General features: G+C 30.9%; 21 protein-coding genes and 1 riboswitch. Of the genes, 18 read left to right on the forward strand and 3 right to left on the reverse strand.

Going from position 1 to position 26263, the window contains the following annotated elements:
• The first annotated feature begins 41 nt into the window (after positions 1-41).
• From CLAU_RS12040 to CLAU_RS12085, 10 genes are all read left to right on the forward strand, one after another.
• Positions 42-371: a DUF3870 domain-containing protein gene (locus tag CLAU_RS12040; RefSeq protein ID WP_023162616.1), complete on the forward strand. Its 330-nt coding sequence runs from the start codon at positions 42-44 to the stop codon at positions 369-371.
• A gap of 226 nt (positions 372-597) precedes the next feature.
• Positions 598-1536 (forward strand): DMT family transporter, encoded by a 939-nt coding sequence (locus CLAU_RS12045; protein ID WP_029170137.1) that lies wholly within the window; start codon positions 598-600, stop codon positions 1534-1536.
• A gap of 82 nt (positions 1537-1618) precedes the next feature.
• A riboswitch (cyclic di-GMP riboswitch) is annotated at positions 1619-1702 on the forward strand.
• Positions 1703-1867: 165 nt separating this feature from the next.
• Complete coding sequence (locus tag CLAU_RS12050; protein ID WP_023162618.1) at positions 1868-3580, forward strand: methyl-accepting chemotaxis protein; 1713 nt, start codon at positions 1868-1870, stop codon at positions 3578-3580.
• A gap of 87 nt (positions 3581-3667) precedes the next feature.
• Positions 3668-4606, forward strand: a complete 939-nt coding sequence (locus CLAU_RS12055; protein WP_023162619.1) for a glycosyltransferase family 2 protein — start codon at positions 3668-3670, stop codon at positions 4604-4606.
• A gap of 23 nt (positions 4607-4629) precedes the next feature.
• On the forward strand, positions 4630-7686 hold the full coding sequence (locus tag CLAU_RS12060; RefSeq protein ID WP_058893782.1) for a 6-pyruvoyl-tetrahydropterin synthase-related protein: 3057 nt from the start codon (positions 4630-4632) through the stop codon (positions 7684-7686).
• 1 nt (position 7687) lies between these two features.
• Positions 7688-8311 (forward strand): Firmicu-CTERM sorting domain-containing protein, encoded by a 624-nt coding sequence (locus CLAU_RS12065; protein ID WP_023162620.1) that lies wholly within the window; start codon positions 7688-7690, stop codon positions 8309-8311.
• Positions 8308-8904, forward strand: a complete 597-nt coding sequence (xrtG, locus tag CLAU_RS12070) for an exosortase family protein XrtG (RefSeq protein WP_023162621.1) — start codon at positions 8308-8310, stop codon at positions 8902-8904. Before CLAU_RS12065 ends, xrtG begins: the two co-directional genes overlap by 4 nt.
• The gene (locus CLAU_RS12075) at positions 8885-10255 is read left to right on the forward strand and encodes a TIGR03111 family XrtG-associated glycosyltransferase (protein ID WP_029170190.1); all 1371 of its coding nucleotides are present in this window, start codon (positions 8885-8887) and stop codon (positions 10253-10255) included. Before xrtG ends, CLAU_RS12075 begins: the two co-directional genes overlap by 20 nt.
• Before the next feature lie 56 nt (positions 10256-10311).
• The gene (locus tag CLAU_RS12080) at positions 10312-11535 is read left to right on the forward strand and encodes a GGDEF domain-containing protein (RefSeq protein WP_207644229.1); all 1224 of its coding nucleotides are present in this window, start codon (positions 10312-10314) and stop codon (positions 11533-11535) included.
• A gap of 50 nt (positions 11536-11585) precedes the next feature.
• Positions 11586-12077, forward strand: a complete 492-nt coding sequence (locus CLAU_RS12085; protein ID WP_023162624.1) for a 6-carboxytetrahydropterin synthase — start codon at positions 11586-11588, stop codon at positions 12075-12077.
• 42 nt (positions 12078-12119) lie between these two features.
• Here the strand turns inward: CLAU_RS12085 and CLAU_RS12090 are convergent, their stop codons facing one another.
• Entirely contained in the window at positions 12120-12434 is a 315-nt protein-coding gene (locus tag CLAU_RS12090) for a hypothetical protein (protein WP_029170189.1), read from the reverse strand.
• A 336-nt stretch (positions 12435-12770) separates the two neighbouring features.
• Between CLAU_RS12090 and CLAU_RS12095 the strand changes: the two genes are divergently transcribed.
• From CLAU_RS12095 to CLAU_RS12105, 3 genes are all read left to right on the forward strand, one after another.
• Entirely contained in the window at positions 12771-14000 is a 1230-nt protein-coding gene (locus tag CLAU_RS12095) for an ammonium transporter (RefSeq protein WP_013237086.1), read from the forward strand.
• A gap of 128 nt (positions 14001-14128) precedes the next feature.
• Positions 14129-14503, forward strand: a complete 375-nt coding sequence (locus tag CLAU_RS12100) for a P-II family nitrogen regulator (RefSeq protein WP_013237087.1) — start codon at positions 14129-14131, stop codon at positions 14501-14503.
• 170 nt (positions 14504-14673) lie between these two features.
• Complete coding sequence (locus CLAU_RS12105; RefSeq protein ID WP_023162626.1) at positions 14674-15804, forward strand: THUMP domain-containing class I SAM-dependent RNA methyltransferase; 1131 nt, start codon at positions 14674-14676, stop codon at positions 15802-15804.
• Positions 15805-15852: 48 nt separating this feature from the next.
• On the opposite strand, the gene CLAU_RS12110 is transcribed toward CLAU_RS12105, so the two are convergent.
• A complete protein-coding gene (locus CLAU_RS12110) occupies positions 15853-16491 on the reverse strand; it encodes a TetR/AcrR family transcriptional regulator (RefSeq protein ID WP_023162627.1) in 639 nt (212 codons plus the stop codon).
• A 189-nt stretch (positions 16492-16680) separates the two neighbouring features.
• Between CLAU_RS12110 and CLAU_RS12115 the strand changes: the two genes are divergently transcribed.
• From CLAU_RS12115 to CLAU_RS12125, 3 genes are all read left to right on the forward strand, one after another.
• A complete protein-coding gene (locus tag CLAU_RS12115; RefSeq protein WP_023162628.1) occupies positions 16681-17955 on the forward strand; it encodes an efflux RND transporter periplasmic adaptor subunit in 1275 nt (424 codons plus the stop codon).
• 14 nt (positions 17956-17969) lie between these two features.
• Positions 17970-21026 carry an efflux RND transporter permease subunit gene (locus tag CLAU_RS12120; protein ID WP_023162629.1) on the forward strand — a complete coding sequence of 1019 codons (3057 nt, stop codon included), beginning with the start codon at positions 17970-17972 and terminating at the stop codon, positions 21024-21026.
• Positions 21027-21428: 402 nt separating this feature from the next.
• Positions 21429-21923 (forward strand): methyltransferase domain-containing protein, encoded by a 495-nt coding sequence (locus CLAU_RS12125; RefSeq protein WP_013237092.1) that lies wholly within the window; start codon positions 21429-21431, stop codon positions 21921-21923.
• Positions 21924-22228: 305 nt separating this feature from the next.
• Here CLAU_RS12125 and CLAU_RS12130 read toward each other — a convergent pair whose 3' ends face one another.
• A complete protein-coding gene (locus CLAU_RS12130; protein WP_029170188.1) occupies positions 22229-23674 on the reverse strand; it encodes a DEAD/DEAH box helicase in 1446 nt (481 codons plus the stop codon).
• A gap of 130 nt (positions 23675-23804) precedes the next feature.
• Between CLAU_RS12130 and CLAU_RS12135 the strand changes: the two genes are divergently transcribed.
• Both CLAU_RS12135 and CLAU_RS12140 read left to right on the forward strand, forming a co-directional pair.
• Complete coding sequence (locus CLAU_RS12135) at positions 23805-25022, forward strand: deoxyguanosinetriphosphate triphosphohydrolase family protein (protein WP_023162631.1); 1218 nt, start codon at positions 23805-23807, stop codon at positions 25020-25022.
• Positions 25023-25223: 201 nt separating this feature from the next.
• A complete protein-coding gene (locus CLAU_RS12140; protein WP_023162632.1) occupies positions 25224-26225 on the forward strand; it encodes a sodium:calcium antiporter in 1002 nt (333 codons plus the stop codon).
• Positions 26226-26263 lie beyond the last annotated feature (38 nt).

The raw sequence follows: 26263 nt of genomic DNA on the forward strand, positions 1-26263 counted from the left end.
CATAAGGGTTCATCAAGATTAAAGTTTAGGAGATAAGTGAGTTGAAAAGAAATAAGATATTTGTTAGTGGTTATGCAAAACTTCCAGGTGGAATAACTGCAACTGAAGTTTATACTGAAATTGCAATGACAGCTGTTTTAGATAGGATTACGGGAAAAATATATGAAATAGAGTGTACACTTGTAACTAATACAGCAAGAGAATACATAAAAAAATTGCTTATTGGTAGAAACATAAAAGATATAGATGATATGGTAAAAGATATTTCTGATAATTATTTTGGAATTGCTAAAAAAGCTATAATAGCATCGTTGACAAACTGTTATGAAAGATATATACTTATTACCAAAAGCGGTAATGAAGACAAATAAATGTAAATTTAATGAGAGTGCCATTTTGTTATGGTGCAAAGTTATCCCTTTGCATAAAAGTGACAGGAACACGGCATTAATATATTCTAAAGTATATTAATGCTGTTTTTTGATGTTGTTTTTTAATTAAAAGTATATAAGTTGAATAAAAGGAGGTATAAGTAAAATTAAAAAAGGTTTCAATTAATATATTTAAATAATATTTTAGGAAAGGATGTTTGTAATTGTGGGTTATGTATTTATTATTTTAGCTGCTGTAATTTTTAGTACGATGGAAATCGTAGGCAAGCTAGCTGTGGGTTTAAACCCATTGCAATTAAATTTTCTTAGATTTCTAATAGGAGGATTAATTTTATTACCACCAACTATTAAAGCTGTGAGAAATAAAAAAATGAAGTTTAAAAAAGATGATTTATATTATTTTTTAGGTACAGGATTTTTATGTGTTGTACTCAGTATGTCCCTGTTTCAATTGGCAATTACATTTACAAAGGCATCTACAGTTGCCATAATTTTTAGTACAAACCCTGTATTTACAGTAATGTTTGCATATTTGTTCTTAAAAGAAGATTTAAATAGAGGTACTATTATATCAATTATATTTAGTCTGATTGGTATAGTGTGCATACTAAATCCTTTTGGTACAGTTAGTGATGTAAAAGGAATAGTATTATCTATTTTAGCAGCTGTTACTTTTTCACTCTATAGTGTAGTTGGAAAGTTGAGATCTGAAAAGTATGGAAGTATTACTTTAAATTGTGTTAGTTTTTTAGTTGGAGATGTTATCATGCTTCTGATTATATTATTATCAAATCTTCCAGTAGTTAGCAGCATAATAAATCCTAAGGGTGGTTTAAGTTTTATGTCTCATATACCAATTATTTATGGAATAAATGCTGCTAATATAATTCCAGTAATATTTTTAGGAATTGTAGTAACAGGATTGGGATATATGTTTTATTTTATGGCTATGGACGAGACTTCAGCAACCACAGCATCTATAGTTTTCTTTATTAAACCAGCACTTGCACCTATTTTTGCATTAATTGCTTTAAGTGAAAAAATACCTATGAATACTGTCATAGGAATATGCTTCATACTAATAGGATCCTATTTTTCCTTTACAGCTAAGAGTAGAGCTAAAGTTGGAGAAATAGAAGGTTAAATAAGAATTGTATAGTCATAAGTTAACTTTACAGCATAAGAATTTTGTTGAATAAGGCATATATTTGTGTTAATATTATTGATAATGTAAAGGAAACTATGATATATATGCCGTAATTTGGGTATCAGACATATATGGAGTTAATGATACAACCGACCTTACATCTATAATCTATAGGTGTGAGGTTTTACTTTTACAATTTAATAATTTCCATATTTGTAAATAATGTAGTATTGATTTATATTATTTATTGAGGTGGAAATTTAGTAATATATTTAAGTTTTATGTTATTTAGGATAAGTTATTTAATATCTTACGAGGGGGAAATAATATGAGATGGTTTAATGATTTAAAAATTAAACAAAAACAGATTATAGGCTTTTTTATGGTAACTTTATTCGTTGTAATTGTAGGAACAGTAGGTTTGGTGAACATGTATAACATAAATAAAGGTTCCAATCAGATGTACAGTGTGGATTTAGAAAATGTTAAAAATCTTGACAAGTTTGATGCTGATATAATGCATCAACGCTTAGAACTAATAAATCTTGTTGAAAGCAAAGATAAAGATAAGGTTCAGGATACTATAAAAAATATAGCTCCTTATCAAAATAAAGATAACAGTATATTAAATGATTATAAAAACTCTGATTTGACTTTGCAGGAAAAAAATTTAGTATCTAAGTTGGAAAGTCAATTGATTGACTGGAGAAATATATGTAATAAAATTATAGAACTTATGGGTCAAGGAAAATATGATGATGCCATGAATGCAAATAAAGAAGCAGCTACTTATAGAGATAAATTAACTTCTACTATTGAGCAGTTGACTCAAAGTGCAGTTCAAAAAGCCAATGATAAGAATAGTAGCAATATGTCTATATATAATGAGTCATTATATATGATAATGATAATTACTCTAATTGGAATAGTTGTGGCTTTCTTTTTAGGAAATAAGATTGCTTCATCAATTTCAAAAGAAGCAAATAATATTTTGAAATTTACAGATGCTATAAGTCAGGGTGATTTAAGTAAATCCATTCAGTTATTAAGTAAAGATGAAATGGGGATTATAGCTAGTGAGTTGGGTAAGGCTAATAAAAATATTAGAAATTTGATACTTGAGATAACGCAGAGTACTGAAAGTATAAGTGCTTCTAGTGAGGAGTTATCTGCTACTACAGAGGAAATCTCTTCTATGATGTCGTCTGTAAATGAGTCTACGTCACAAATAGCAGGTGGATCTGAAGATTTAAGTAGGATTACAGAAAAAATAAGTGTTTCTTGTGAAAAAATGGAACAAAATACAAATAAGCTTACCCAAAAAGCAAGTGAAGCTACAAAATCTTCAACAGAAATAAAAAACCGTGCTGTGGACATAAAGGAAAAGGCAGCTCAAAGTATAGAAGAAGGTAATGATATATATAATAAAAGAAGAGAGGATATTATAAATGCTATTGAAAAGGGCAAAGTAGTTTCAGAAGTTAAAATTATGGCAGCTTCTATTGGTGATATAGCAGAGCAGACAAATCTCTTAGCGTTAAATGCAGCTATTGAAGCTGCAAGTGCAGGTGAGCATGGTAAGGGATTTGCGGTAGTTGCAGATGAAGTTAGAAAATTGGCAGAAGAATCTTCAGAAGCAGTTGAAAATATAAATAGAATGGTACTTGCGGTGGAAGATGCTTTTAATAATTTGTCTGACAGCGGCAAAGAAATTTTGAATTATATATCAAATAGTGTTAAACCCAATTATCAAATTCTAATGGATACAGGGCTGCAGTATGAAAAGGATGCAGAATTTATGAATCAGATGTCAGAGGAAATTGCTGTAGCTTCAAAACAGATGAGTGATATAGTATCTGAGGTAAATGGTGGTATCCAAAGTGCAGCAGCTACTGCCCAGGAGTCTGCGGCTGGATCTGAGGAAATTTCCAGTAGTGTAAATGAGGTTACTAAGGCTATTTCAGATATATCTGGTTCTTCTCAAAGCCAGGCAGAACTTGCAGAAAAACTTACAGATATAGTAAGTCAATTTAAAATATAAAAATTCGAATATTAAAGTAAGAAGTGTGTGCATAAAATTATTTATACCTAATATTATAACTACAAATTGATATAAGGGGTTGAGATTATGGTTTCCATAATTATACCAATATATAATGAAGAACTGCAAGTATATTCTAATGTAGTTAAAATAATGTCAATTTTATTAGAGAATAATATAGAACATCAATTTGTATTAGTCAATGATGGATCTACAGATAACTCTTCTAAAGAGATGAATAGATTGTGCAAGGATTACGATAACATATCCATTATTGAATTAAGCCGTAATTTTGGAAAAGAAGCTGCTTTATGTGCAGCCTTAGAGCATGTATCGGGAGATGCTTGTGTCATACTTGATTGTGACTTGCAGCATCCCCCAGAATTAATACCTGAGATGGTGCGTCTTTGGAAGGAACAAGGCTATGATGTGGTAGAAGGAATTAAATTGGAGAGAGGAAAGGAACCTTTATTTAGGAAATTTGCTGCGTCAGCGTTTTATGATTTGTTCAATAAAGTGTCAGGCATAAACTTAAGCAGTGCATCTGATTTTAAATTATTGGATAGAAAAGTAATAGAGGCTTGGAAATCAATGCATGAATCAATTACTTTCTTTCGAGGTATGTCAGCCTGGGTAGGATATAATAGAATTCAAATTCCCTTTGAGGTCCAAGCTAGAACTAGCGGTAAGTCTAAATGGTCACTTGGTAAGCTAGTAAAGCTTGGAATATACTCTGTTACTTCTTATACATCACTGCCATTGTATATAGTTGCTTGGTTAGGTATTATAATGATGATTGTTGATTGCATTTTATTTGTACAAACGTTGTATATGAAATTTAATGGTAAGGCTTTTACAGGATTTACTACAGTGATAATTCTGATACTAGGAATTGGAAGTTGCATAATGATAAGTTTAGGAATTATTGGCATATATATATCTAAAATATATGGCGAAGTAAAGAGAAGACCTAGGTATTTGATTGCAAAAAAACAAGGAAAAGAATTTTATTATAAAAATCAATAGGAATCATTAGGTGGTGATTTTTAGTGAAGTTTCAAGGATATAAGTATAAATTTAAAATAAATATTTCTCACAGTGTTTTAATCAATAATAGACGTGGAAATTTACATTCACATACGTTTGAAATTTCACTTTTCATAAAAATTATCAACGATGATTTTGCCTTGTATGATGATGTGGAAAAAATAGTACAAGAATTTTTGAATATTTATGATGAAAAAGAATTAAACTTGATTAAACCTTTTGATAAGATAGAACCGACAATTGAAAATGTAGGAGATTTCTTGTACGTTCGGCTTAAAGGGATATTGAAGAATAATAATATGATACTTATAAGGTTAGAAATTAGTGAAACTCCTGCAAGGGTTTATGTTGTAAATTATGATGAAAATCATATAAAAGAACCAGGTTACGAGAAAGAGTTTAAAAGCTATAAAAAAAGAATGACAAGAATAATTATTAATAATATTTTAAATACTACAGCTAAACAATTAACAGATGATTTAAAAAATTCGAGTAATACTATTGTTGAAGGAACATGGATACAAGAGGATGATAAAAAGGAAAAAGTTATAGAAAAGAAAAATACTATAAAAATAAAAGAAAGTAAAAAGGCTCCTGACGATATAGGGCATAGTGGAAAAGTGAGAAAAAACAATTATGTGTTTTTAGAGATATTGGGAGCAATATCTGTTTTGCTAATTGGAACAATAGTACTTTTACTTTGTATAATAAAAACAGGAGGATACCCTTGGGGTGCAGATACTTATGGACATATATTTAAAGGAGACTTGTTATACAAAAGCATAAAAGAAGGCAATATATATCCACTTTTTACTCAGTTTTGGTACAATGGTGTACAACCATTTAGGTATTGGGGACCACTTTCCTATTATGTACTTGCTGGATGTGAATTTATTTCCGGTGGCAATCCCATTAATGGGTATGTAATTTTTATTGGGTATTCATTTTTTATAGGAGGTTTAGGGTGGCTGCTGTGGGGTATACACCAGAGAAGAATATTACTTTCCTTAGTTTTTGGAATTCTATGGTTTTTTCTTCCGGAAAATATAAGAGTGCTTTTTGTTGCTGGAAATATACCTAGGGTTATTATTGCAGCACTTATACCTTACTTGTTCTATTTTGTATGGAAATTTGTAAAGGATGATGATAGATCTTCTATTATACCTATTGCACTGTTTATGTGTGCTATAATAATGTGCCATTTAATGATAGGGGCTATGGTAGGAATCGCTTCATTTATATTTTTATCCCTTTATTCTATAATGAACAAGAAAATTGAAAAAAGCGTTCATGTTATATTAACAATGCTTTTATCCTTTGCAATTTGTGGAATTTGGATTTATCCTGCTTTAAAGGGCGGACTGGTTTCTATGGATAGCGGGGCTACTTCCTCTCAGATGATGGAGCTTTTGGCTACCCCATTTACTATCTCATTGAATCCATTTTTAAGATTATTTGGTATAGTAGATAGAGAATATTTTTACTATGGGCTGTCAATTTTGATTATATCGATTTTAGGAATATTTGTTTCAAATAAAAAAAGTGCACCCGGATTTGTTACCTCTATAGTGATATTTCTGGGAACAACTACAGCTTTTGTACCTATGCTTGAAAAGATGCCCTTTAGTCAGCTATTGTGGATGGTTAGATTTACTCCTATAGCCTATGCATTATTTATTATCAGTTTATTGAATTGGACAAAATGTAAAAAATATTTTATGATTATAATGGTGGTTTTAATAGCTGCTGACAGTTCTTTATCATTTAATCTTTCATTATACCCACAAATTAAATCCGCTGAAGTAGACAATATTTTAAGTTCAGCTAAAAATATTACAAAACAGAGAATTGCACTGCTCGACGACAGTACATTTGGGGCATATCCATCTTTCTATATTTGCAGTGAAGATAAGAAAATTTCATATTCCTATGGTTGGGCATGGCAGGGTGCGGCAACGGCTCAAAATATTGTGCTTTTAAATACTGCACTTGAAAAAGGCTATTACAATTATATGTTTGACAGATCCCTTGAAATGGGATGCGATACTGTTGTTGTAGCCAAAGCACCTATGAAAAAGGATAAAAGAGATTTTAACATTATAAATAATGCAGCAAAGTTCTCTCAATACACCTTATACAAAGAGACAAGTGAAGGTTATGTATTTCATAGAAAAGCTTCGGAAAACTTTGGGGTAGTAACAAAATATTCCGGTTTGTGTATAGGGCGTTCTGCATCGGATATACCTCTTGAATATCCTTCTTTTGAAATAGGATCTTCCTGGAATATTGAAGATTATACATTAGATGAACTTAGTAAATATAAAGTGATTTATCTTTCAGATTTCCGTTATAATAGTAGATCTAAAGCAGAAAATATGGTTTCTAAACTAAGTAGTATGGGAATAAAGATTATTATAGATATGAATAGAATTCCGGCAGATACAATTACAAATCGTATGGTTTTTCTAGGGGTCACGGCCCAGCCTATTACGTTTAATACAAAGATGCCTGACATGTTTTTTAACGATAAAAAGTATGAAAGTGTAAATTTTAAAGATGAATATAAAAGATGGAATACAGTTTATTTGGATAATGTTCCTCAGGTTACAGGATTCTCTTGGGTCAACGGCAAAAAAGTTCCTTTCCTTGGAAATGGAAAAGAAAGAAATAAAAATGTAACTTTTTTAGGTTTTAACTTAATTTTTCATGGAATGGAAAATGACGATAGCAGGGTATTAGCCATAATGAATACAGTGATGGGAACTAAATCTTCTATATTGCCTAAACGAGTTCTTGTACCTATAAATTTAAAATATGGACAAAATTCAATTACTATAAATTCTCCTAAAAACAATGTCAATACAACAGTTGCATTCTTGGATGCCTATAAAAGTAATAGTGGCGAAATCTATGCAAAACAAAATCTTTTGAATGTAAATAAAGGTGAAACTAAAATTAGAGTTACTTATCCCTATTTATTTCAAGGAATAGCTGTATCTGTAATAGGACTACTGGGGTTTGCATTTTTCATTATTTATATATATAAAAGGGTGGTCTAAAATGAAAAAGATAATTACAATTATATCTGTACTCCTTATATCTGTAATGTTTTTATATCCTCTAAAAGTATATGCTGCTGACAGTGGGGTGACACTAGATGGATATTTTGATGACTGGATTGATAAACCAAGCCAAAAATTATATTATTGGCAGGGAGCAGTTCACACTGTGAAGTGGTATTCAGATGATAAAGACTTATATTTATATATAAAAATGGCAACTGTAGGTGGGCAGCAGTTGAATAACTATATAATAATGTATTCTGATAATAATGGCATTCAAGGAAACTTGACTATACAGGTTGATAGACCGTCCAAAGGACGTATATCTATTTATAATTATAGCATGGATTACAGGCCGTTTTCTACAGACGGATACGTAGTACGTGGAAGCAACATCGACGGAAAAACAAGTGATCAGGGTGAGTTTAGAATACCTTTAACTATTTTTCAAAAGGACGTCAAAGACCAAATGACTACCTTAAATCTTCAGTTTCCTAATTTAGGTAACCAGGGTATAGCATTTCAAGTAGGTAGTACCTATCCTTACATGGGAGTTTCTATAGGTGTCTTGATTGTTGCTTCTGGATTTTTTATCTATCGTAGAAAGAGAAAAATAGAATGAAGATATTAATATGTTTTTTACTAATTGTATGGATATATTTAATAACGGTTTTTACGAGGGCTAAATTGCATTTCTTTAAATTTGTGGTTGGATCTGTTGGTTTGTTTTTTTTCATGATGGTGATTTTACAGCCTTATTTAGTAAATATGTTAAGTCGTTCAGTTGCAGCAGCTTCGGGTATTATGGGGGATGTCACAGGATGTTACCAGGCTTTTTACCAGTATTCGCTTATACTTATACAAAGTGGAGGGTCAGCTATATCCATGTATATAGACTATGAGTGTTCAGGAGTAATAGAGATACTTGCTTTTACTGCACTTTTATGGTTCTTTCCTTTATATAATACACTGGAAAAAATAATGTACAATATAATAGGAGTAGTGTGGATATTTGTGGCGAATATAATTAGAATTTTTATTATTTGTATACTTGTATATTATTATGGTAACAATATTTTTTACTTTGCTCATACTATATTTGGAAGAATAGTTTTTTATGCCTTGTCAATAATTTTGTACTTTTACGTATTTACCAGGTCTCAAATTAAAAGGCAAAAGGTAGGTAATGTTTTATATGGAGATGATATTAAGTAAAACCTTTAAGGAAATGATTTTTTGGATGGCGTGGATCATAATACCTTTTATAATGGAAATCGTGCCTTCCATTGTAGGATTTTTTATTCTAATTAAAAAGAAAATGTCCCTAAAAAAGGAATGCTTTTCAGGAAAACTTCCGGAAATAACAGTTATTGTTCCTGTATATAATTCTGCACAAACCCTGGAATCTTGCATTAAATCCATATATGAATCTAATTATCCTACTGGACTTATAGATGTGATGCTTGTAAATAATATGAGTAGTGATAATAGCTTCGAAATTTTTACAAAAAGCCAGAAAGAATTTGAAGGGCTGTCCATGAGGTACTTAAATGCAAAACAAGGTAAATCAAAAGCACTTAATATGGCACTTTTTAATAGCGGAGGAAAATATATAATTCACATTGACAGCGATGGCATACTTGAAACTAACGCAATAAGGAATATGGTTGTACGTTTTGAAGAAAATCCGCATATCCACTGTATGACTGGTGCAATTTTAACTGATGCCAAATATATAGAAAACACTAAAACTCCATTTTTAAAGTTAGTAAGAAGGTGTGAATTTTTTGAATATGCTCAAGCATTTTTAGCAGGAAGAAATTTTGAATCGGAGCTCAACAGTATATATACTTTATCTGGTGCTTTTTCAGCATTTAGAAAATCTACAATCTTAAAAACTCAGCTCTACAATAGTGAAACTGTATGTGAAGATACCCAGATAACTTTTCAAGTCAGACATTTATTAAAGAAAAAAGTATACTTGTGTGAAAATGCACTTTTTTTTGTTGAACCTATCGATAATTTTAATAAGCTATATACCCAGCGTCAGCGTTGGCAGCGCGGCGAAATGGAAGTTTCACATATGTTTTTAAAGGACAAGATCTATTCAGCTGGAGGATTTTTCAGCAATTTTATGATAAGAATATTGATGTATGATCATACATTTGCGTTTCCTAGGATGATATGGTATTTTGCCCTTATATTTCTTCTATTTATGGATTATCCCCTTTATCTTGTCTTAGGATCTGTATTTGTAATATATTTATTATATGTTCTATCTGCATTTTTATTTTATCTAAATGTAAGGGTATATCTCGCAGAGTATAAGGATATAAGGAAATATTATTCTGCAAAAGTTTATTTGATTGTTTTAATGCCCCTATTTAACTTTATGATATTTTGGATAAGGTTTGCAGGAATTATCAACAGTATAAAGCTTGAGAGTAAGTGGAAGACACTGAATTTAAAAGAGGAGTATAGAGCATTTTGCAATGTAAGTAAGTCGGATTTTCAAAGAGTATTTAAAATAATAGACAAAGTAAGAAGGATAGTCAATAATCCATGATATTGTATTGGAGAAATAAAACTAAGATCATAATTTCAAGAGAGGAAACTGCATTGATGATGAAGAAAAGAGCATCAGAAAATTATTTGATAAAAATACTTCTAATCTTTATAATAACTGCAGCCTTTATTTCAGCATTGTGGCTTGACATATTTTATGAAATAGGCAATCATAAAAAGAATATAATAGATGCTTTTTCAAGAGAGCAATATTCAACTACTAATCAATTATCAGACAGGCTACAGGAAAGTTTAAATGATTATGTACAAAATAAGGGACTTACATTACATTTGGCAGAAGAAAAGGTTATAAGTGAGATTATTAAAAAGGAGATAAATTCTCAAAATAAATATATGTTTTTTTATAATAGCAAGCATATTTTATTTGAAAGAAATTATTTAACCACTGAAGAGTATAAAGGTAAAGGATTAAAAGATAGTTTTAATTTATGGGAATATAATGGTGGCGGTAACTTGGATGAAGTAAAAGGTCTCATGAACTCTGGGATAAGTGGTAAAGGTGAAATTGTAAAGGACAGTAAAGAGGGAAAAGAAATTGTTTCCTGGTGCTTTTTTAAAGTATTAAACGAGAAATATGTTATAGGAATGTCAACTTCAGAAAATTATCTATTTAGAGAGACTTTATTCAATCAACACGTTGTAAGGTTATATATTCTTGGTGGAATAGCTACTATGGCAATTATAATACTTTCAGCAGCTTTTTCACTATACCTGTATCTCATGTTTAAAAAAGTAAAGAGCCTCACAAACCAACTTAAAAACAAGAACATTCAAGTACAAAACTTTGTTTCTGCAATAAGTCAGGTGGAGAAAGCTGCACGTAAGGCTACCATATGTGATCCACTTACAGGAGTGTATAATAGAAAGTTTTTTTATACCATCCTTCCTAAAATGAATGAGGAGTTATTTTTTCCTATTACAGTAATTAGAGTAAGTATAGAAGGTATAAAAAATGTAAATAATGTTTTAGGCCGTGGAAAGGGTGATGAGGTATTAGTAGAATTAGCAGAAATACTTTTAGAAAGTTGTAATGAATCTGATATTGTTTCAAGAATAAGTGATAATAAATTTGTACTAATTATGATTAACACAGGTAGAGAAGCTGCTTTCAGAAAAGTAGATGAAATAGGAGAAAAAATAAGAAGTAGTTTTATCGTTCCTATATGTAGTATATTTTTTGGAGTTGCAGTAAAAACATCTGAAACGCAAAATTTATTTAGAATTTTAAAGTCTACAGAAAAAAATATTAGGCAACTGTAATTTGAAATACTTGAAGTATAACTACTATGTGGAAATGGAGGAATAAACTTTTGAAATATAACCAATATAGATTTAAATTTTACCTCAATGCATCACACTCTATATATCTAAAGGGTATTTTGGGTGAAGAACACCCACATACTTGGGAGATTACCCTGGATACAGTTAAGTTAGAAGATAACTTTATTATTTTTAATGATATAGAAAAGAATATTGAAGAATACTTGCAAAAGTTTCAAGATAAATATATTAATAACATTACTCCATTTAATACGTTGAATCCAACACTTGAAAACATATGTGCATATTTTAAAGAATGTTTTGAAAGCTTGCTAATGGAAAATAAGTGGCTGCTGCTATCTATAGAAATAAGTGAAACTCCAACACGATCATATATTATTGATGTTTCTGATGAAATTAACTACAATAATATTTCACATATTAAAGACAAAGAAAAATATAATTGGAATAAGGGTATTTCCATTGTAAATCAGGAGATTGATCGGATCACAAAATTAGTTATTGATAAAAATAAGTCATAAAAATAGATTCATGAAAGTAAAATATTCATGAATCTATTTTCTTTAGCTTATCTTAAATGCTCCTACCATTTCTTGAAGGTTGTCAGATGAATATTCTAAAGTATCACTTATTTCTTTTAACCTTGTTGTTTTGCTCAGTATTTCTTCAAGTAAATTCAGGGATTCCTCACTACTGCTAGTACCTTTAACTGTTCTTCTATTTATTTCATCTGCAGCTTGATTTATATTTACAACTATGTTGTCTACATCTTCGATTTCTTTATTAGTTATTTGAAATATATTGTCCGTAGTTAAATTGGAAACTACTTCAACAGAGTCTTTTGATGTTTTGGAAGAAATACCAACTCTCTTTATCATAGACATTTGATTATTTATAAATTTATTAAACCATCTTGAAAGCTCACCTATTTCATCGTAAGAAAGTTTGTCTACTCTTTTTGTTAAATTTTAATTTATAGTATTCATTAATAATGTGTAGTATATTTCTTAATCTTATATACAATACTGAAATATATAAGAATAAATTCTTATATGAATATTAATGAACTAAATTCTGCAATTGTTAATAAAAATATACTATTCATAATAAATTATTAAAATTTTAATATTACTATTGATAATTTGTCTAAAAATTAGTATTATATATATAAGTTTTTCAAAAATTTATACACATTTTTAAAAGGAGGTATTTTTATGAACGGAGTAAATGGAGCAGATACAGTTTTCGTACTTATAAGCGCGGCACTAGTAATGATAATGACTCCAGCACTGGCCTTATTTTATGCAGGAATGGTTAGAGGAAAGAACACTTTAAACAGCACTCTTCATAGTTTTTCAGCTTTAGCAGTTATATCTATTCAATGGATACTTATAGGATACACATTGTGTTTTGGTACAGACATTGGAGGAATCATAGGTGGTTTTAATTTTGCAGGCTTAAAAGGAGTTGGATTTGCACCAAATGCAGATTATGCAGCTACTATTCCACAGCAAGTATATATGCTGTTTCAGCTTATGTTTGCTATAATAACTCCAGCACTTATATCAGGATCTATTGCAGAAAGAATGAAATTTATGCCTTGGGTAGCATTTGTTTTACTTTGGACAACTTTAGTTTATGATCCTATTGCTCACTGGGTATGGGGAACAGGTGGATGGCTTAAAAATCTCGGAGCTTTGGATTTTGCAGGTGGTAATGTAGTTCATATTAGTTCAGGTATTTCCGGACTTGTGGCAGCACTTATGCTTGGTAAAAGGAAAAATGTAGGAAAACCTAGTAACCTGCCGATGACATGTTTAGGAGCTGCCATACTTTGGTTTGGTTGGTATGGATTTAATGCTGGAAGTGCACTTGCTATAAATGATGTAGCAGTAAATGCTTTTATAACTACAAATACTTCCGCAGCAGCTTCAGCAATAAGTTGGAGTATTTGTGAACTTCTCTATAGGAAGAAAGTTACTTCTCTTGGAGTCGCTAGTGGAATAGTTGCAGGTCTTGTAGCTATAACTCCAGCTGCAGGTTTTGTAAGTCCTTTAGCTTCAATACTTATTGGATTAATAGGAGGAGCTATTTGTTACACTACTGTTACTTTTGTAAAATCTAAGTTTGGATATGATGATGCACTTGATGCTTTTGGATGTCATGGTGTAGGAGGAATCTGGGGAGGAATTGCTACAGGAATATTTGCATGGAAAGCAATAAACTCTGCCGGTGCGAGTGGACTTATACATGGAAATCCTAAATTGGTTTTAATTCAACTTACAGCTGTTGTGGCAAGTGTTGTATATTCTGCAATAGTTACATTTATAATAATTAAAGTAATTAAAGCTGTAAGTGGTATAAGAGTAACTGATAAAGATGAACAAATTGGACTTGATGTTACAGAACACGGTGAAGAAGCTTATGGAGGAATGAATATTTAACAATTGACTATTTTATTGTAAGAAAGGGAACTCTAGTTTAAAATAAGAATTGAATTAGAGAGTTAATTTTCATAAAATATCATAAGCTGTATTATGAAAGCAAATATATGTTTAAAGGAGGTAAAATAATGGGAGACAAACTTACTAAGGTTGATATTATTACTTCTGGCGGAAGATTTGAAGAGCTGAAAAAAGCATTAGGAGATATAGGCATTTCAGGTATGACTGTTACAAATGTTTTAGGGTGTGGAATGCAAAAAGGCCATAAAGAATATTATCGTGGGTTAACTATGGATATTAATTTATTGCCTAAAGTTAAAGTAGAGATAATAGTTTGTGAGGTACCTGTAGAGAAAGTTGTTGAAACTGCTAAAAAAGTTCTCCACACTGGAGAAATGGGCGATGGAAAAATATTTGTATATAATGTAGAAAATGTTATACGAATAAGTACTGGCGACGAAGGCAAAGCCGCCCTTCAATATAACAAAGATGATAAAAGGTAAATATAAACAGAAATTCTGAATTAATAATACTCTGGCCAACAATTAATAATACTTGTTAATTGTTGGCCTTATATTTTATAATTTCTATATAAATTAAAACTACATTTGATATAATAACTATAGAACTTGTAAAGGAAAGCTAGATTTATATATAACTTTAGGAGGATAATATGGACTATACTTTAATTGCCACATCAACTTTTGGACTTGAGTCCGTAGTGGCTAAAGAGCTTAAAAACTTAGGATATGATGACTTAAAATTGGAAAATGGTAAAGTTACTTTTCCTGGAGATGAGATGGATGTAGTTACCTGTAACTTGTGGCTTAGAACTGCAGACAGGGTACTTATAAAAATGTCAGAATTTAAAGCTGAAAGTTTCGAAGAACTTTTTCAAGGAACGCTTGCTGTAGATTGGGGAAGCATAATGCCTGAAAATGCGTTTATGCATGTAACTGGAAAATCTATAAAATCCAAACTACATAGCGTGCCGGATTGCCAGTCAATAGTTAAAAAAGCGGTTATTGAATCTATGAAAAAAAAGTATAACAGAGAGAAATTTAGTGAAGATGGAGTAGAATATAAAATAGAAGTAGCAATATTAAAGGATATAGTAACTTTAACTGTGGATACTTCCGGTGAAGGACTTCATAAGAGGGGATATAGGAAGAACTCAGGTGGAGCACCTATGAAGGAAACTTTAGCAGCAGCTTTAGTTCTCCTAAGCAAATGGGAGCCCTCTAGAGTACTCGTAGATCCTATGTGCGGTTCTGGAACTATTGCCATTGAAGCTGCTATGATAGGAAAAAATATAGCACCAGGTTTAAATAGGAGCTTTGTGTCAGAAAAGTGGGGTATAATTCCTCATGATTTATGGGATGATTTGAGAAAGCATGCTAGAAATTCCATAAATAATAAAGAGTTTAAAATTTTAGCTTCGGATATAGATGGCTGGGTAATTAAAACCGCAAAAGATAATGCTAAAAAAGCAGGAGTGGCAGACCAAATTGAATTTCAAAAAATTCCTGTTCAAAGTTTTAGTTCAAAAAAGAAATATGGTTTTATAATAAGTAACCCACCTTATGGTGAAAGACTTGGAGATGTCAAAGAAGTGGAGAAACTTTATGAGGATATGGGCAGCGTATTTTCAAAGCTTGAAAATTGGTCTTATTTTATAATAACGGCTCATGAAGGATTTGAAAAACATTTTGGAAAAAAATCAGATAAGAATAGAAAACTATATAATGGGAAATTAAAATGTTATTATTATCAGTATTTTGGAGAAGAGCCAAAACATAATTAACTGCCTAACGTACATAAAATGACTTATATATTTTTTATTATGTATAAGTCATTTTTGCTTTATCCCATTTATTAATAAATCGCAGTATGTCTCTGTGATTTCATTTATAGATTTTTCATGCTTTTTATATGTAGCATATCCTTTGGAAAATTCCACTTCTGGTATATTGAGTCTCTCCACAATGAAGTCTCTGAGAAGTACCATATTTCTAAATATATAAAATATTATAATATTTTTATCTAAATCCCTACGTATCAATTTTTTATCTTGAAATATATCTATTATAGCTATAAATTCTTTTCGATTCGTTGGTAAATAGCTTTTAAATTGTTCACTTTTACAGGCATGAAAAAGAAAGCTAGCATAGTTGTAATACATAAAATCAAATTCCAATACATGTATTACAAGTTTTTTTGACAACGTTATAGCATCTAAATACTCTTCTTCTGGTTTAAAGTTGGTTATATAAGCTAATTGCTTGCTCAAGGTATAGTCAATAAGAAAGATATATAGGTCTGTTTTATTACTAAAATATCTATAGAAGCTTCCCTTAGCAATTTTTAAATTAGTTATAATTCTATTTAAAGAAGATGAATCAAAATCGTGATTTGAAAATTCCTTAATAGATATTTCTATAATTTCCTTCTGTCTTTCTTTTGGCAAATTAAAAAAAGTTTTATTAGGCAAAGTTTATCACTCCTAATTTTATAATTAATACAATTTAAGCAATAGGTTTATAATCATGGAATCTCTCAATAGTAATTATAACATTTATGATCAAGTTTTCTAGTATTGACAATAAAAGTACGTAGGTGGTATAATTTATTGATTGACCACATGGTCGCGACTTATCATTCTTATATTAGGAGGTGTATTATGTCAAACAAAGTTCTTAATGTTATAAGAGAAAAGGTACCTAATGTTGTTGTAAGAAAAAAAGTACCTATTATTTGTTTAGTTGTTGTAGTTATTATTGCATTAACAACGTATTTTACAGCTTTTTCAAAGAATAAAGAAAAAGAACCTACTGCTAAAAGTTATCCGGTAAAAACTGTGGAAATTAAAAGCGGAAGTTTTCCTATGACACTCCAATATGAAGGATTAACAGGAGGCAGTGAAGTTAGAAAATTATCTTTTAAGAGTTCAGCTAAAATTTCAAAGATATATGTATCGAAGGGCCAACATGTAAAAAAAGGTGAAAAATTAGCAGACCTTGATAAAACTGATTTAAATTTTGCAGCACAAGCTGCTAAATCTCAAATGGATACAGCTTCGGCACAATATAGTAAAGCAGTAAATGGAGCACAGCAGGAAGATATAAATAAAGCTCAAATAGCCGTGCAAAATGCACAGGATAACAATAATTATTATAAAGATTTATATAATAAATATCTTAAATTAAATCAAGCCGGAGCTATTTCAAATCAGCAGTTAAATGATACAAAGCTTCAGGTAGACAGTACTCAGAATGCATTAGATAGTGCCGAGCAAAGTTTGCAGCAGCTTCAAAATGGGTCTAGACCAGAAGACAAACAAGCAACTCTGGACCAATTAAATGAGGCAAAAGCAGATTATGATTCAAAAGAAAGTTTACTTAATGATGCTACTATGACTGCAGATATGGATGGTTATGTTGTTGATGTATTAGGTAAAGAAGGAGAAATGCAGCAGGCAGGTAGTCCAGTAATATTGTTTAGAAGTGAAAATCAGGTTATTACAGTAGGTCTGTCGGATGATGATGTAAAGAAAGTAAAAGTTGGGACAAAGGCACAAGTAAATATTGGAGACGATAAGGCACAAGGAGAAATTATAAATATAGTCCAAATGGCAGATAGTAAATCTGGAACATATAGTGCTGAAATCAAGTTGTCTACTCCTGTAGACTCTAGCAAATATTATGTAGGTGAAACTTCAACAGTTTACATAGACATGGGTCAAACGAATTCTATATCCGTTCCAATTAGTTCAGTCTTAAATGATGGCGAAGATTATGTTTATGTAGTTGAAAATGGACATGCTGTTAAGAAAAATATAACTTTAGGCGATACTGATGAGGATAAAGTTTCAGTAGATGGGTTAAAAGATGGAGATGAACTTGTAGTTCAAGGAATGAAGAACTTAAAATCAGGATATAAAGTTACAGTTAAATAGAAGGAGAATATAATATGGGATTAATTAAAGCAGCTATAAAAAATAAAAAAATTGTATTATTTCTAGTGGCTATAATTATAGTTAGTGGCTTTTACTGTTATAGTGGAATCTCAAAACAGGAAACCCCAGATGTTGCATCTCCAGCAGCTATGATTACTACAGTTTATCCAGGTGCTTCACCTAGCGATATAGAAAAGTTGGTTACTAAAAAGGTTGAACAGAAAGCCGAGGAAGTTGATGGATGTGACTATGTACAATCTTATTCAGAAAGCAATGCGTCAATAGTTATACTCTATTTAAACAATGATGCTGATGAAGATAAATCTTGGAGAGATTTAAGAGATAAGATAAAAGATTTAAAATCTGACCTTCCAAGTGGATGTAATGATAGTGAAATTAATACTAATCTTACAGAAACAGCTGGCAGCATAATAAGTATATCAGGTAATAATTATTCTTATCAACAGTTAGGAGATTATGCTGATGATATAAAGAAGGAACTTCGTGATACTGAAGGTGTTTCTAGGATAGATGTAAAGGGTAAGCAGGATAGACAAGTAAAAGTAGATATAGATTGGAATAAAATAAATAAATATCAAATATCTGTAGCAGATGTATGTTCTGTATTAAAAGCACAGAATGTAGACATACCATCAGGTTCCTTAAATTTGGTTACGGGTAAGATAAAAGTAAATACACCAGGTATGTTTAGTTCACTGCATGATATAGAAAATACTGTTGTAGGAGTCTCAAGTAGTACAGGTGAAATGGTAAGAATTAAAGATATAGCAAAAGTATATATGGACTATGATGATGATTCAACCTATAAATTTACTGACAATGCTCAAAATGCAGTATTGCTTGCGGTGTATTTTCAAAAAAATAAAAATATAATTCCAATAGGAAATGACATAAAGAAAAAATTAGACACAATAAAAAAAGGAACTCCAAGTGATCTCAAAATAGATGAAGTTACTTTTCAACCTAAAGATGTAAGTGATTCTGTCTCATTTTTTATGAAAAATCTCAGAGATGGAATAATACTTGTAATCATAACTGTTCTTATAGGCATGGGATTTAGAAATGCAATGGTAGTATCTGCAGTTATACCTATATCAATATGCATGACTTTTGCTATTATGTATGCTCTTGGAATAAAAGTTGAACAGATGTCAACTACAGCACTTATTATAGCACTTGGAATACTTGTTGATGATGCCATAGTAATAGGAGATGTCATACAGGTTGGAATAGATGATGGATTGCCGAGAAATGAAGCGGCATTTAATGGAATAAAGAAATTATTTGTTCCAGTATTTACCTCTACATTAATTATTGTAGGAGCCTTCTTACCGCTGCTTTCCATATCTGGAGTAGTCGGCAAATTTTTAAAGAGTTTGCCACAGGTTGTTATAATATGTGTAATTTGTTCTTATTTATGTGCGTTGTTTGTAACACCAGCTATGTCTTCTTTGTTTTTTAGAAAGAGTAAGGAGAGCAAACGGCAAAATCCAATCCGTATGATGTTTGAGAATCTTTTAAAATATGGACTTAAGCACAAGAAAACTATTATTGGGGCAGCATTAGCTGTTTTTGCAGTGGCATTGATTTTAATTAAAACTCTCGGAATGCAGCTCTTCCCTTATGTAGATAAAAATATGATATATATAGATGTCTCAAATGAAAAAGTTGCGGATATAAAAAGTACCAGCAAGTTGGTGAACCAAATAGAAGGCATATTAAAACAGCAAAAAGAAGTTACAGCTTATACTTCAGCTATTGGAGGTGGTATGCCTAAGTTTTATGTAACATTACCTACAGTTGCACCTGCAGATGATACAGCTCAAATTATGGTAAAAGTAGATTTAAATAAGACAAATAAGTTTAAAACTAGGCAGGAGTTAGTAGAATATGTACAGAATCAAATAGACAATAAAATTTCTGGTGGTACAGCTACAGTAAAACAACTTGAGGAAGCGATGCCTATAGGTGCACCGATACGTTTAAGACTTACTGGAGATGACTTGGATCAGATTCAGAAGGCTTCTGAAAAGATACAGCAGCAGTTAAAAAATATACCTGGAACTATGAATGTAAGAGATGACGCTGCTAAAAAGACTTATGAATATGAAGTAAATATAAATGAAAATAGAGCATCACAACTTGGCTTATTAAAGTCAGATATACTGCAGCAGATTAATGTTGCACTTAAAGGGTATAAGGCTTCTACTTATAGAAAAAATGGTAATGAATATGATATTATGGTCAAAACAAATATTTCATCTGTAGGAGACTTGAAAAACTTATATATTGAATCAGGTGTTACCAAGAATAAAATACCTTTATATGAGGTTGCATCTGTTAAACTTAATTCGGAGATAGATAAGATAACTCATTATAAAGAAGACAGAACTATAACTATTTATAGTGATGTTAAAAGTGGATATAATTCAGTTAATATAGAAAAAGAATTGAAACAAAAAATAGATGGAATGAGTATAGATCCAGTAAAGGTTATATATGATGGTGAAAAGGCTCAGATAAGTAAATACTTCACAAGCCTTGGTGTAGCAGGTGTACTCATTTTAGTAATAATATATGTACTTTTGTTTATTCAGTTTAAATCATTTGTACAACCACTTGTAATAATGTGTTCTCTGCCGCTGTCCCTTATAGGAGTTTCAATAGGACTTCATGCTTTTGGAATGAATCTGTCACTTACAGCTTTTATGGGCATAATAAGCTTAATTGGAGTTGTTATAAGAAATGCCATACTTCTCATTGAGTATATAAATAATGGCAGAGAAGATGGGCTTTCTGTAGATGATGCTTGTATGTTTGCCGTAAGCCAAAGATTCAGGCCTATAATATTGAGTTCTACGGCAACAATTACAGCACTTATACCACTGGCTTTTTCAGGTAGTGCACTTTTTGGACCTATGTCTGTTGCCATGATGTGTGGACTTTTGACAGCTACATTCCTTACTTTTGTGGTAGTACCTGTAGTTTATTCTATGGTAAATACGAAACTAGAGAAAAAGATTAAGAGTAAAGAAGTTATTACTGATTAAGAAATGCAATATAGAGTTTTAACTTAAAAATCAACTTATACTTAGAAATATTTAATTGTACTTGTGGTTGTACAAATATTGGGAGTATAAGTTGATTTTTTGCTTAGAAATTCCATAACAGGAAAAGGGTAAGGTATATTAATATAAAAAGTTTAATATAATTATAGTAAAGAAAGTATGAATTCGTTGGATACTTTTCACATTTTTATGTAGCTGTAAATAATATATATTAAAAGCATGAAGGAATATTCTCTAGTAAATGTTTAGGAGTGGTTTATAACGAAATATAATAGTGAAGAAGAAAATTGCTATAAAGATAGGGGGTATAGGAAACTTCATCTTGGATGTGGAAGAACTATACTTGAAGGATGGATAAACTTAGATCTTATAAAGCTTCCAGGTGTGGATGTAGTTGCAAATTTAGATGAATGTACTAATGTTAAGCTTCCATTTGAGGATGACTATTTTGAAGAGTTTTATGCAAGCCACTTAATTGAGCATATAAAAAATGCACTGCCTATGATGCAGGAACTTCATAGAATAGCAAAACCAAATGCTAAAGCTACTTTTAGGTGCCCTTATGGATCCAGTGATGAAGCTTTTGAAGATCCTACTCATGTTAGGCAGTATTTTTTAAACTCTTTTGGGTATTTTGGACAACCGTTTTATTGGAGAGCTGACTATGGTTATAGAGGAGATTGGAAAGTAAAAAGACTTATTTTAACAGTTGATAAAAATAAATATGAGGGTGTTGAGCCTTATAAGATTTTAGAGGAAGTAAATAAATTTAGAAATATTGTAAAGGAAATGGTTGTTGAATTAATAGCAATAAAGCCTATAAGAAAGCCTAATAAAGATTTACAAGATCGTGTAAATGTTGAATTTAATCTAGTTTAGCTTTACGCCTATAGGGTTTCTAAGCAAAAATCAACTTATACTCCGAATATTTTTAGTAATTAAAAATTAAGAGTTAAGAATTAATAGTTAATAGTTATGGATGATTTTCCTCCATTAGCACTTCAGAAAATCTAAAATGTGGTATTACTTATTCAAAGACTCAATAAGTTTCAAATTTTAAATTTTTCGGAGCGTAGAGGAGAAAAATTGACCTTCACTATTAATTCTTAATTATTAATTCTTAACTTAAAAATATTTCTACACATAAGTTGATTTTTAAGTTAGAATATCCTATAGGTTTAGCATTATTTTTGAGCTATTTCTACTCTTACAGATTTCCCCTTGATGGTTTTGTGTTTAAGCCCATCGAGAACTATATGGCCTTTCCCAGATAGTATATCAACGTAAGAAAAGTTATCTTGAATTTCTATTATGCCAACGTCCTCAGGATTAATACCATCGATACTTGATATAGTTCCAGCAATATCTCCTGGTCTTATTTTTTTCTTTTTACCTGCACTTATATATATTTTTGTGATGTCTTTATTTAGTTTAGTGGATTTATCTTTTTTTATCTTAGGAGCAGCTTTTAATTTTTCCTTGTATATATCCTTACCTTTTTCTACTTCTTCTTTTGATGGAATTGTACCTTTTTCAATAGTAAGATTGAAGAATTTTTCTATTTCTTCTAGAAATCTATATTCTTTAGGTGTAACAAAAGTTATGGCAGTTCCACTTTTCCCGGCACGACCGGTTCTTCCTATTCTATGAACATAACTTTCTTTTTCCATAGGAATATCATAGTTTATGATATGAGTTATATTTTCTACATCTATCCCACGGGCTGCAACATCCGTGCATACAAGGAAAATAAATTCTCCTCGTTTAAATCTTTTCATAACATCAATTCTTTCGGATTGAAGCATTCCTCCGTGAAGACCACTGCAGGAATAACCTTTACCTTTCATTTGAAGCACAAGGTCTTCTACATTCTTCTTTGTTCTGCAAAATATCATAGAACTTTCTGGCCTTTGAGTATATACTAGCTTATTTAACAAATCGAATTTTTTATATGCCTCTATCTGATAATATATTTGATTGATTCTATTTATTACGGGATCTTCGGCGTCTATTTCTACATTAATAGGATTATTCATATATGCAGCACATAATTTAAGTATTTCCTGGGGAATGGTTGCAGAAAAAAGGAGAGTTACTCTATTTTTAGGCAGCTTATCTAGAACAGCCTTAACTTGGTCTATAAATCCCATATTTAGCATTTCATCTGCTTCATCTATGATCAAATATTGTATTTTCTTCAGGGAAAGAGTACCTTTTTCTATATGATCTAGTGTTCTTCCTGGTGTTCCAACTATTACGTGAGTTCTTTGTTTAAGTTCTTTTATCTGAGTTGTTATAGGCTCTTTTCCAAAGATTGCAGTACAATTTATTCTCTTAAATCTTCCTATATCGTAAAAATCTTCTTTTATTTGCAGTGCAAGTTCTCTTGTAGGAGCAAGTACTAATACCTGGGAATTTTTTTCTTCAAGTTCTATTTTTTCACAGATTGGTATGGCGAAAGCTGCTGTTTTTCCGCTGCCGGTTTGTGACTTTACTATAATATCCTTGTTTTTAAAAATAAGTGGTATTACTTTTTCTTGAACCTGAGACGGATTTTTATATCCCAATTTTTCTATTGACTTTAATATATCTTCGCTTAATGCGAAATCTTTAAATTCTAGTTTATCCATAATTTTTTTTACCTCGTATACTTTTATATTAACAATACTTATCATACTATTATGTCCTTATAATGTATAGGAAATTATAGTTATGTTATAATATTTACGCGATACAAGTTGCAAAAAGGAAGGTCGAAAAATGGAGAGAAAAAAATTTTTAGATGTTGCTACTACAGAGAATAACGAAAAATGGAAACAAAGCATTTCTAGAGAAAACAAGTTGTATGAAAGAAACCATGAGCTCCGAAGCGAATTTTCAAGAGATTATAATAGAATATTGCATTCTACTTCATACAGGAGACTAAAACATAAAACTCAAGTATTTTTTGCAACAGATAATGACCATATATGTACAAGAATCGAACATGTAAACCATGTCTCTGCTGTGAGCTATACTATTGCCAACTATTTGGGGTTAAATACACAGCTTACTACAGCCGTTGCTATTGGACATGATTTAGGACATACCCCTTTTGGACATGAAGGTGAAAAAATATTAGGAGACTTTTCTAAAGCACAATTAGGCAATGAATTCTGGCACGAAAAAAATAGTTTAAGGTTTGTAGATAAAATAGAAACTTTACCAAACCCTGCGGGAAAGCAAAGCAATCTTGATTTAACCTATGCTGTAAGAGATGGAATTGTATGTCACTGTGGAGAGGTAAGAGCAGAGGCAATTTTTCCAAGAGATCAGGTTGTAGATTTAAACGACATACAAAAAACATTACAAATATCTTCTTATACCTGGGAAGGTTGTGTCGTCAAGATAGCAGATAAAATATCTTATCTGGGGCGGGATATAGAAGATGCTTTTAAACTTGGAATATTAAAGAGAAGTCAATTAAAAGAACTATATAATATAACAAAAGATACTGTTGGTATACACAGTATAAGAGAAATAAATAATACGGTGCTCATGCATAATTTTATTGTAGACCTATGTCAAAATAGCAGTCCGGATAATGGTATTGTATTGTCAAGCAAATATTTGACTTTTATTAATCTTGTGAATAAATTTAATTATGAAAATATTTATAATCATGAAAGACTTAATAATTTTAAAAATTATGTAAAATTGGTTTTAGATACCATATTAAATACTTTAATGGGTTATTATGATGGTGAAGAAACTTTAGACAAAATTAAAGACTTTAAAAGGATATATCCTTCGCTGCATGAGGGATTTTGTGGATGGTTAAAAAAATATTGTATTCAATTTAAAGGAAAATGGAGAGATAATGAAAAAATTTATGATTTAAAGAATTATCGTGATTATATCCAGGCTATCATAGATTATACATCCGGTATGACGGACAATTTTGCCATAAGAGTTTTTAATGAAATGTTGAGATTTTAATTGACAATATAAAGTTATGTGAGTAAAATATAATAAATTGATATATAGTCAAGAGGGAGTAGTTTGAAAGATAATGTCAACATATTGGCTTTTTAAAAACCTGGCATTATCCACAATTATGTGTAACGAGACTTTTGGTGTATTTAGTTTAATACACCAGAAGTCTTTTTTTATTTTTTACTTTAAGAGGAGGCGTTTAAAATGATTTTATCTGGTATTACTATGCTTTTGTCAGCTCTTTTAATTTATTTTAGCTGCGAATTTTTTGTTAATAGTATTGAATGGGTGGGCAAGGCTTTTAATATATCCAAAAATGCAGTAGGAACTGTACTTGCAGCCTTTGGTACTGCTTTACCTGAAAGTATTGTGACCTTAATTGCAGTAGTATTTGGAGCAAACTCAAGCCAAAAGGATATCGGAGTTGGTTCAGCTTTGGGAGGTCCTCTTGTACTGAGTACCATTGCTTATGCAGTAGTTGGGGTAAGCATAATTATGTTTAGTAGTAAGAGGAAAATAGGAAAGCATATTAAAATTAACGCAAGAAAGTTGGGAAGAGACCAAATTTGGTTTATGTGTATTTTTGCATTTAAAGTGGCATTGGGATTTGTAGCTTTTTCCATAAAGCACTGGTTGGGATTTTTATTCCTGGCTGTTTATGTACTTTATTCTTATGGGGAATTAAAGGCAGGTGCGGAAGAAACTGAAGAAAAACTTGAACCTTTAAAGATTAGTCCTAAAAATACACATCCTACAAAAATTATGATTTTAGGTCAAACCATAGTATCTCTAGTATTTATTTTTGCAGGTTCTCAGATATTCGTACACAATTTAGGCTCACTAAGCAGCTTCCTTGGAGTACCACCGCATATAATAGCATTGATACTCAGTCCTGTGGCAACAGAACTCCCGGAGACACTAAATGCAGTTATATGGGTAAGACAGGGAAAGGAAAATTTAGCACTTGCAAACATCAGTGGATCTATGATGATTCAAGCTACTGTGCCAAGTGCACTTGGAATTATTTTTACACCATGGATGTTTGATAAAAGTCTGGCGCTTTCAGCTTTTATAACTTTTATAGCAATCTTATTTTTATGGATAACTTTAAGAAAAAGCCATTTATCAGCTTGGAGATTATCTCTTAATGCCTTATTATATGTTGTTTTCATAGTTGGAATATTATTTATAAAAAGTTGTATATAGATTATTTTGTTTTTTTAGTTGGTAAATTAAATATTAAA

The sequence above is a fragment of the Clostridium autoethanogenum DSM 10061 genome (genome assembly GCF_001484725.1).
Lineage (GTDB): Bacteria > Bacillota > Clostridia > Clostridiales > Clostridiaceae > Clostridium_B > Clostridium_B ljungdahlii.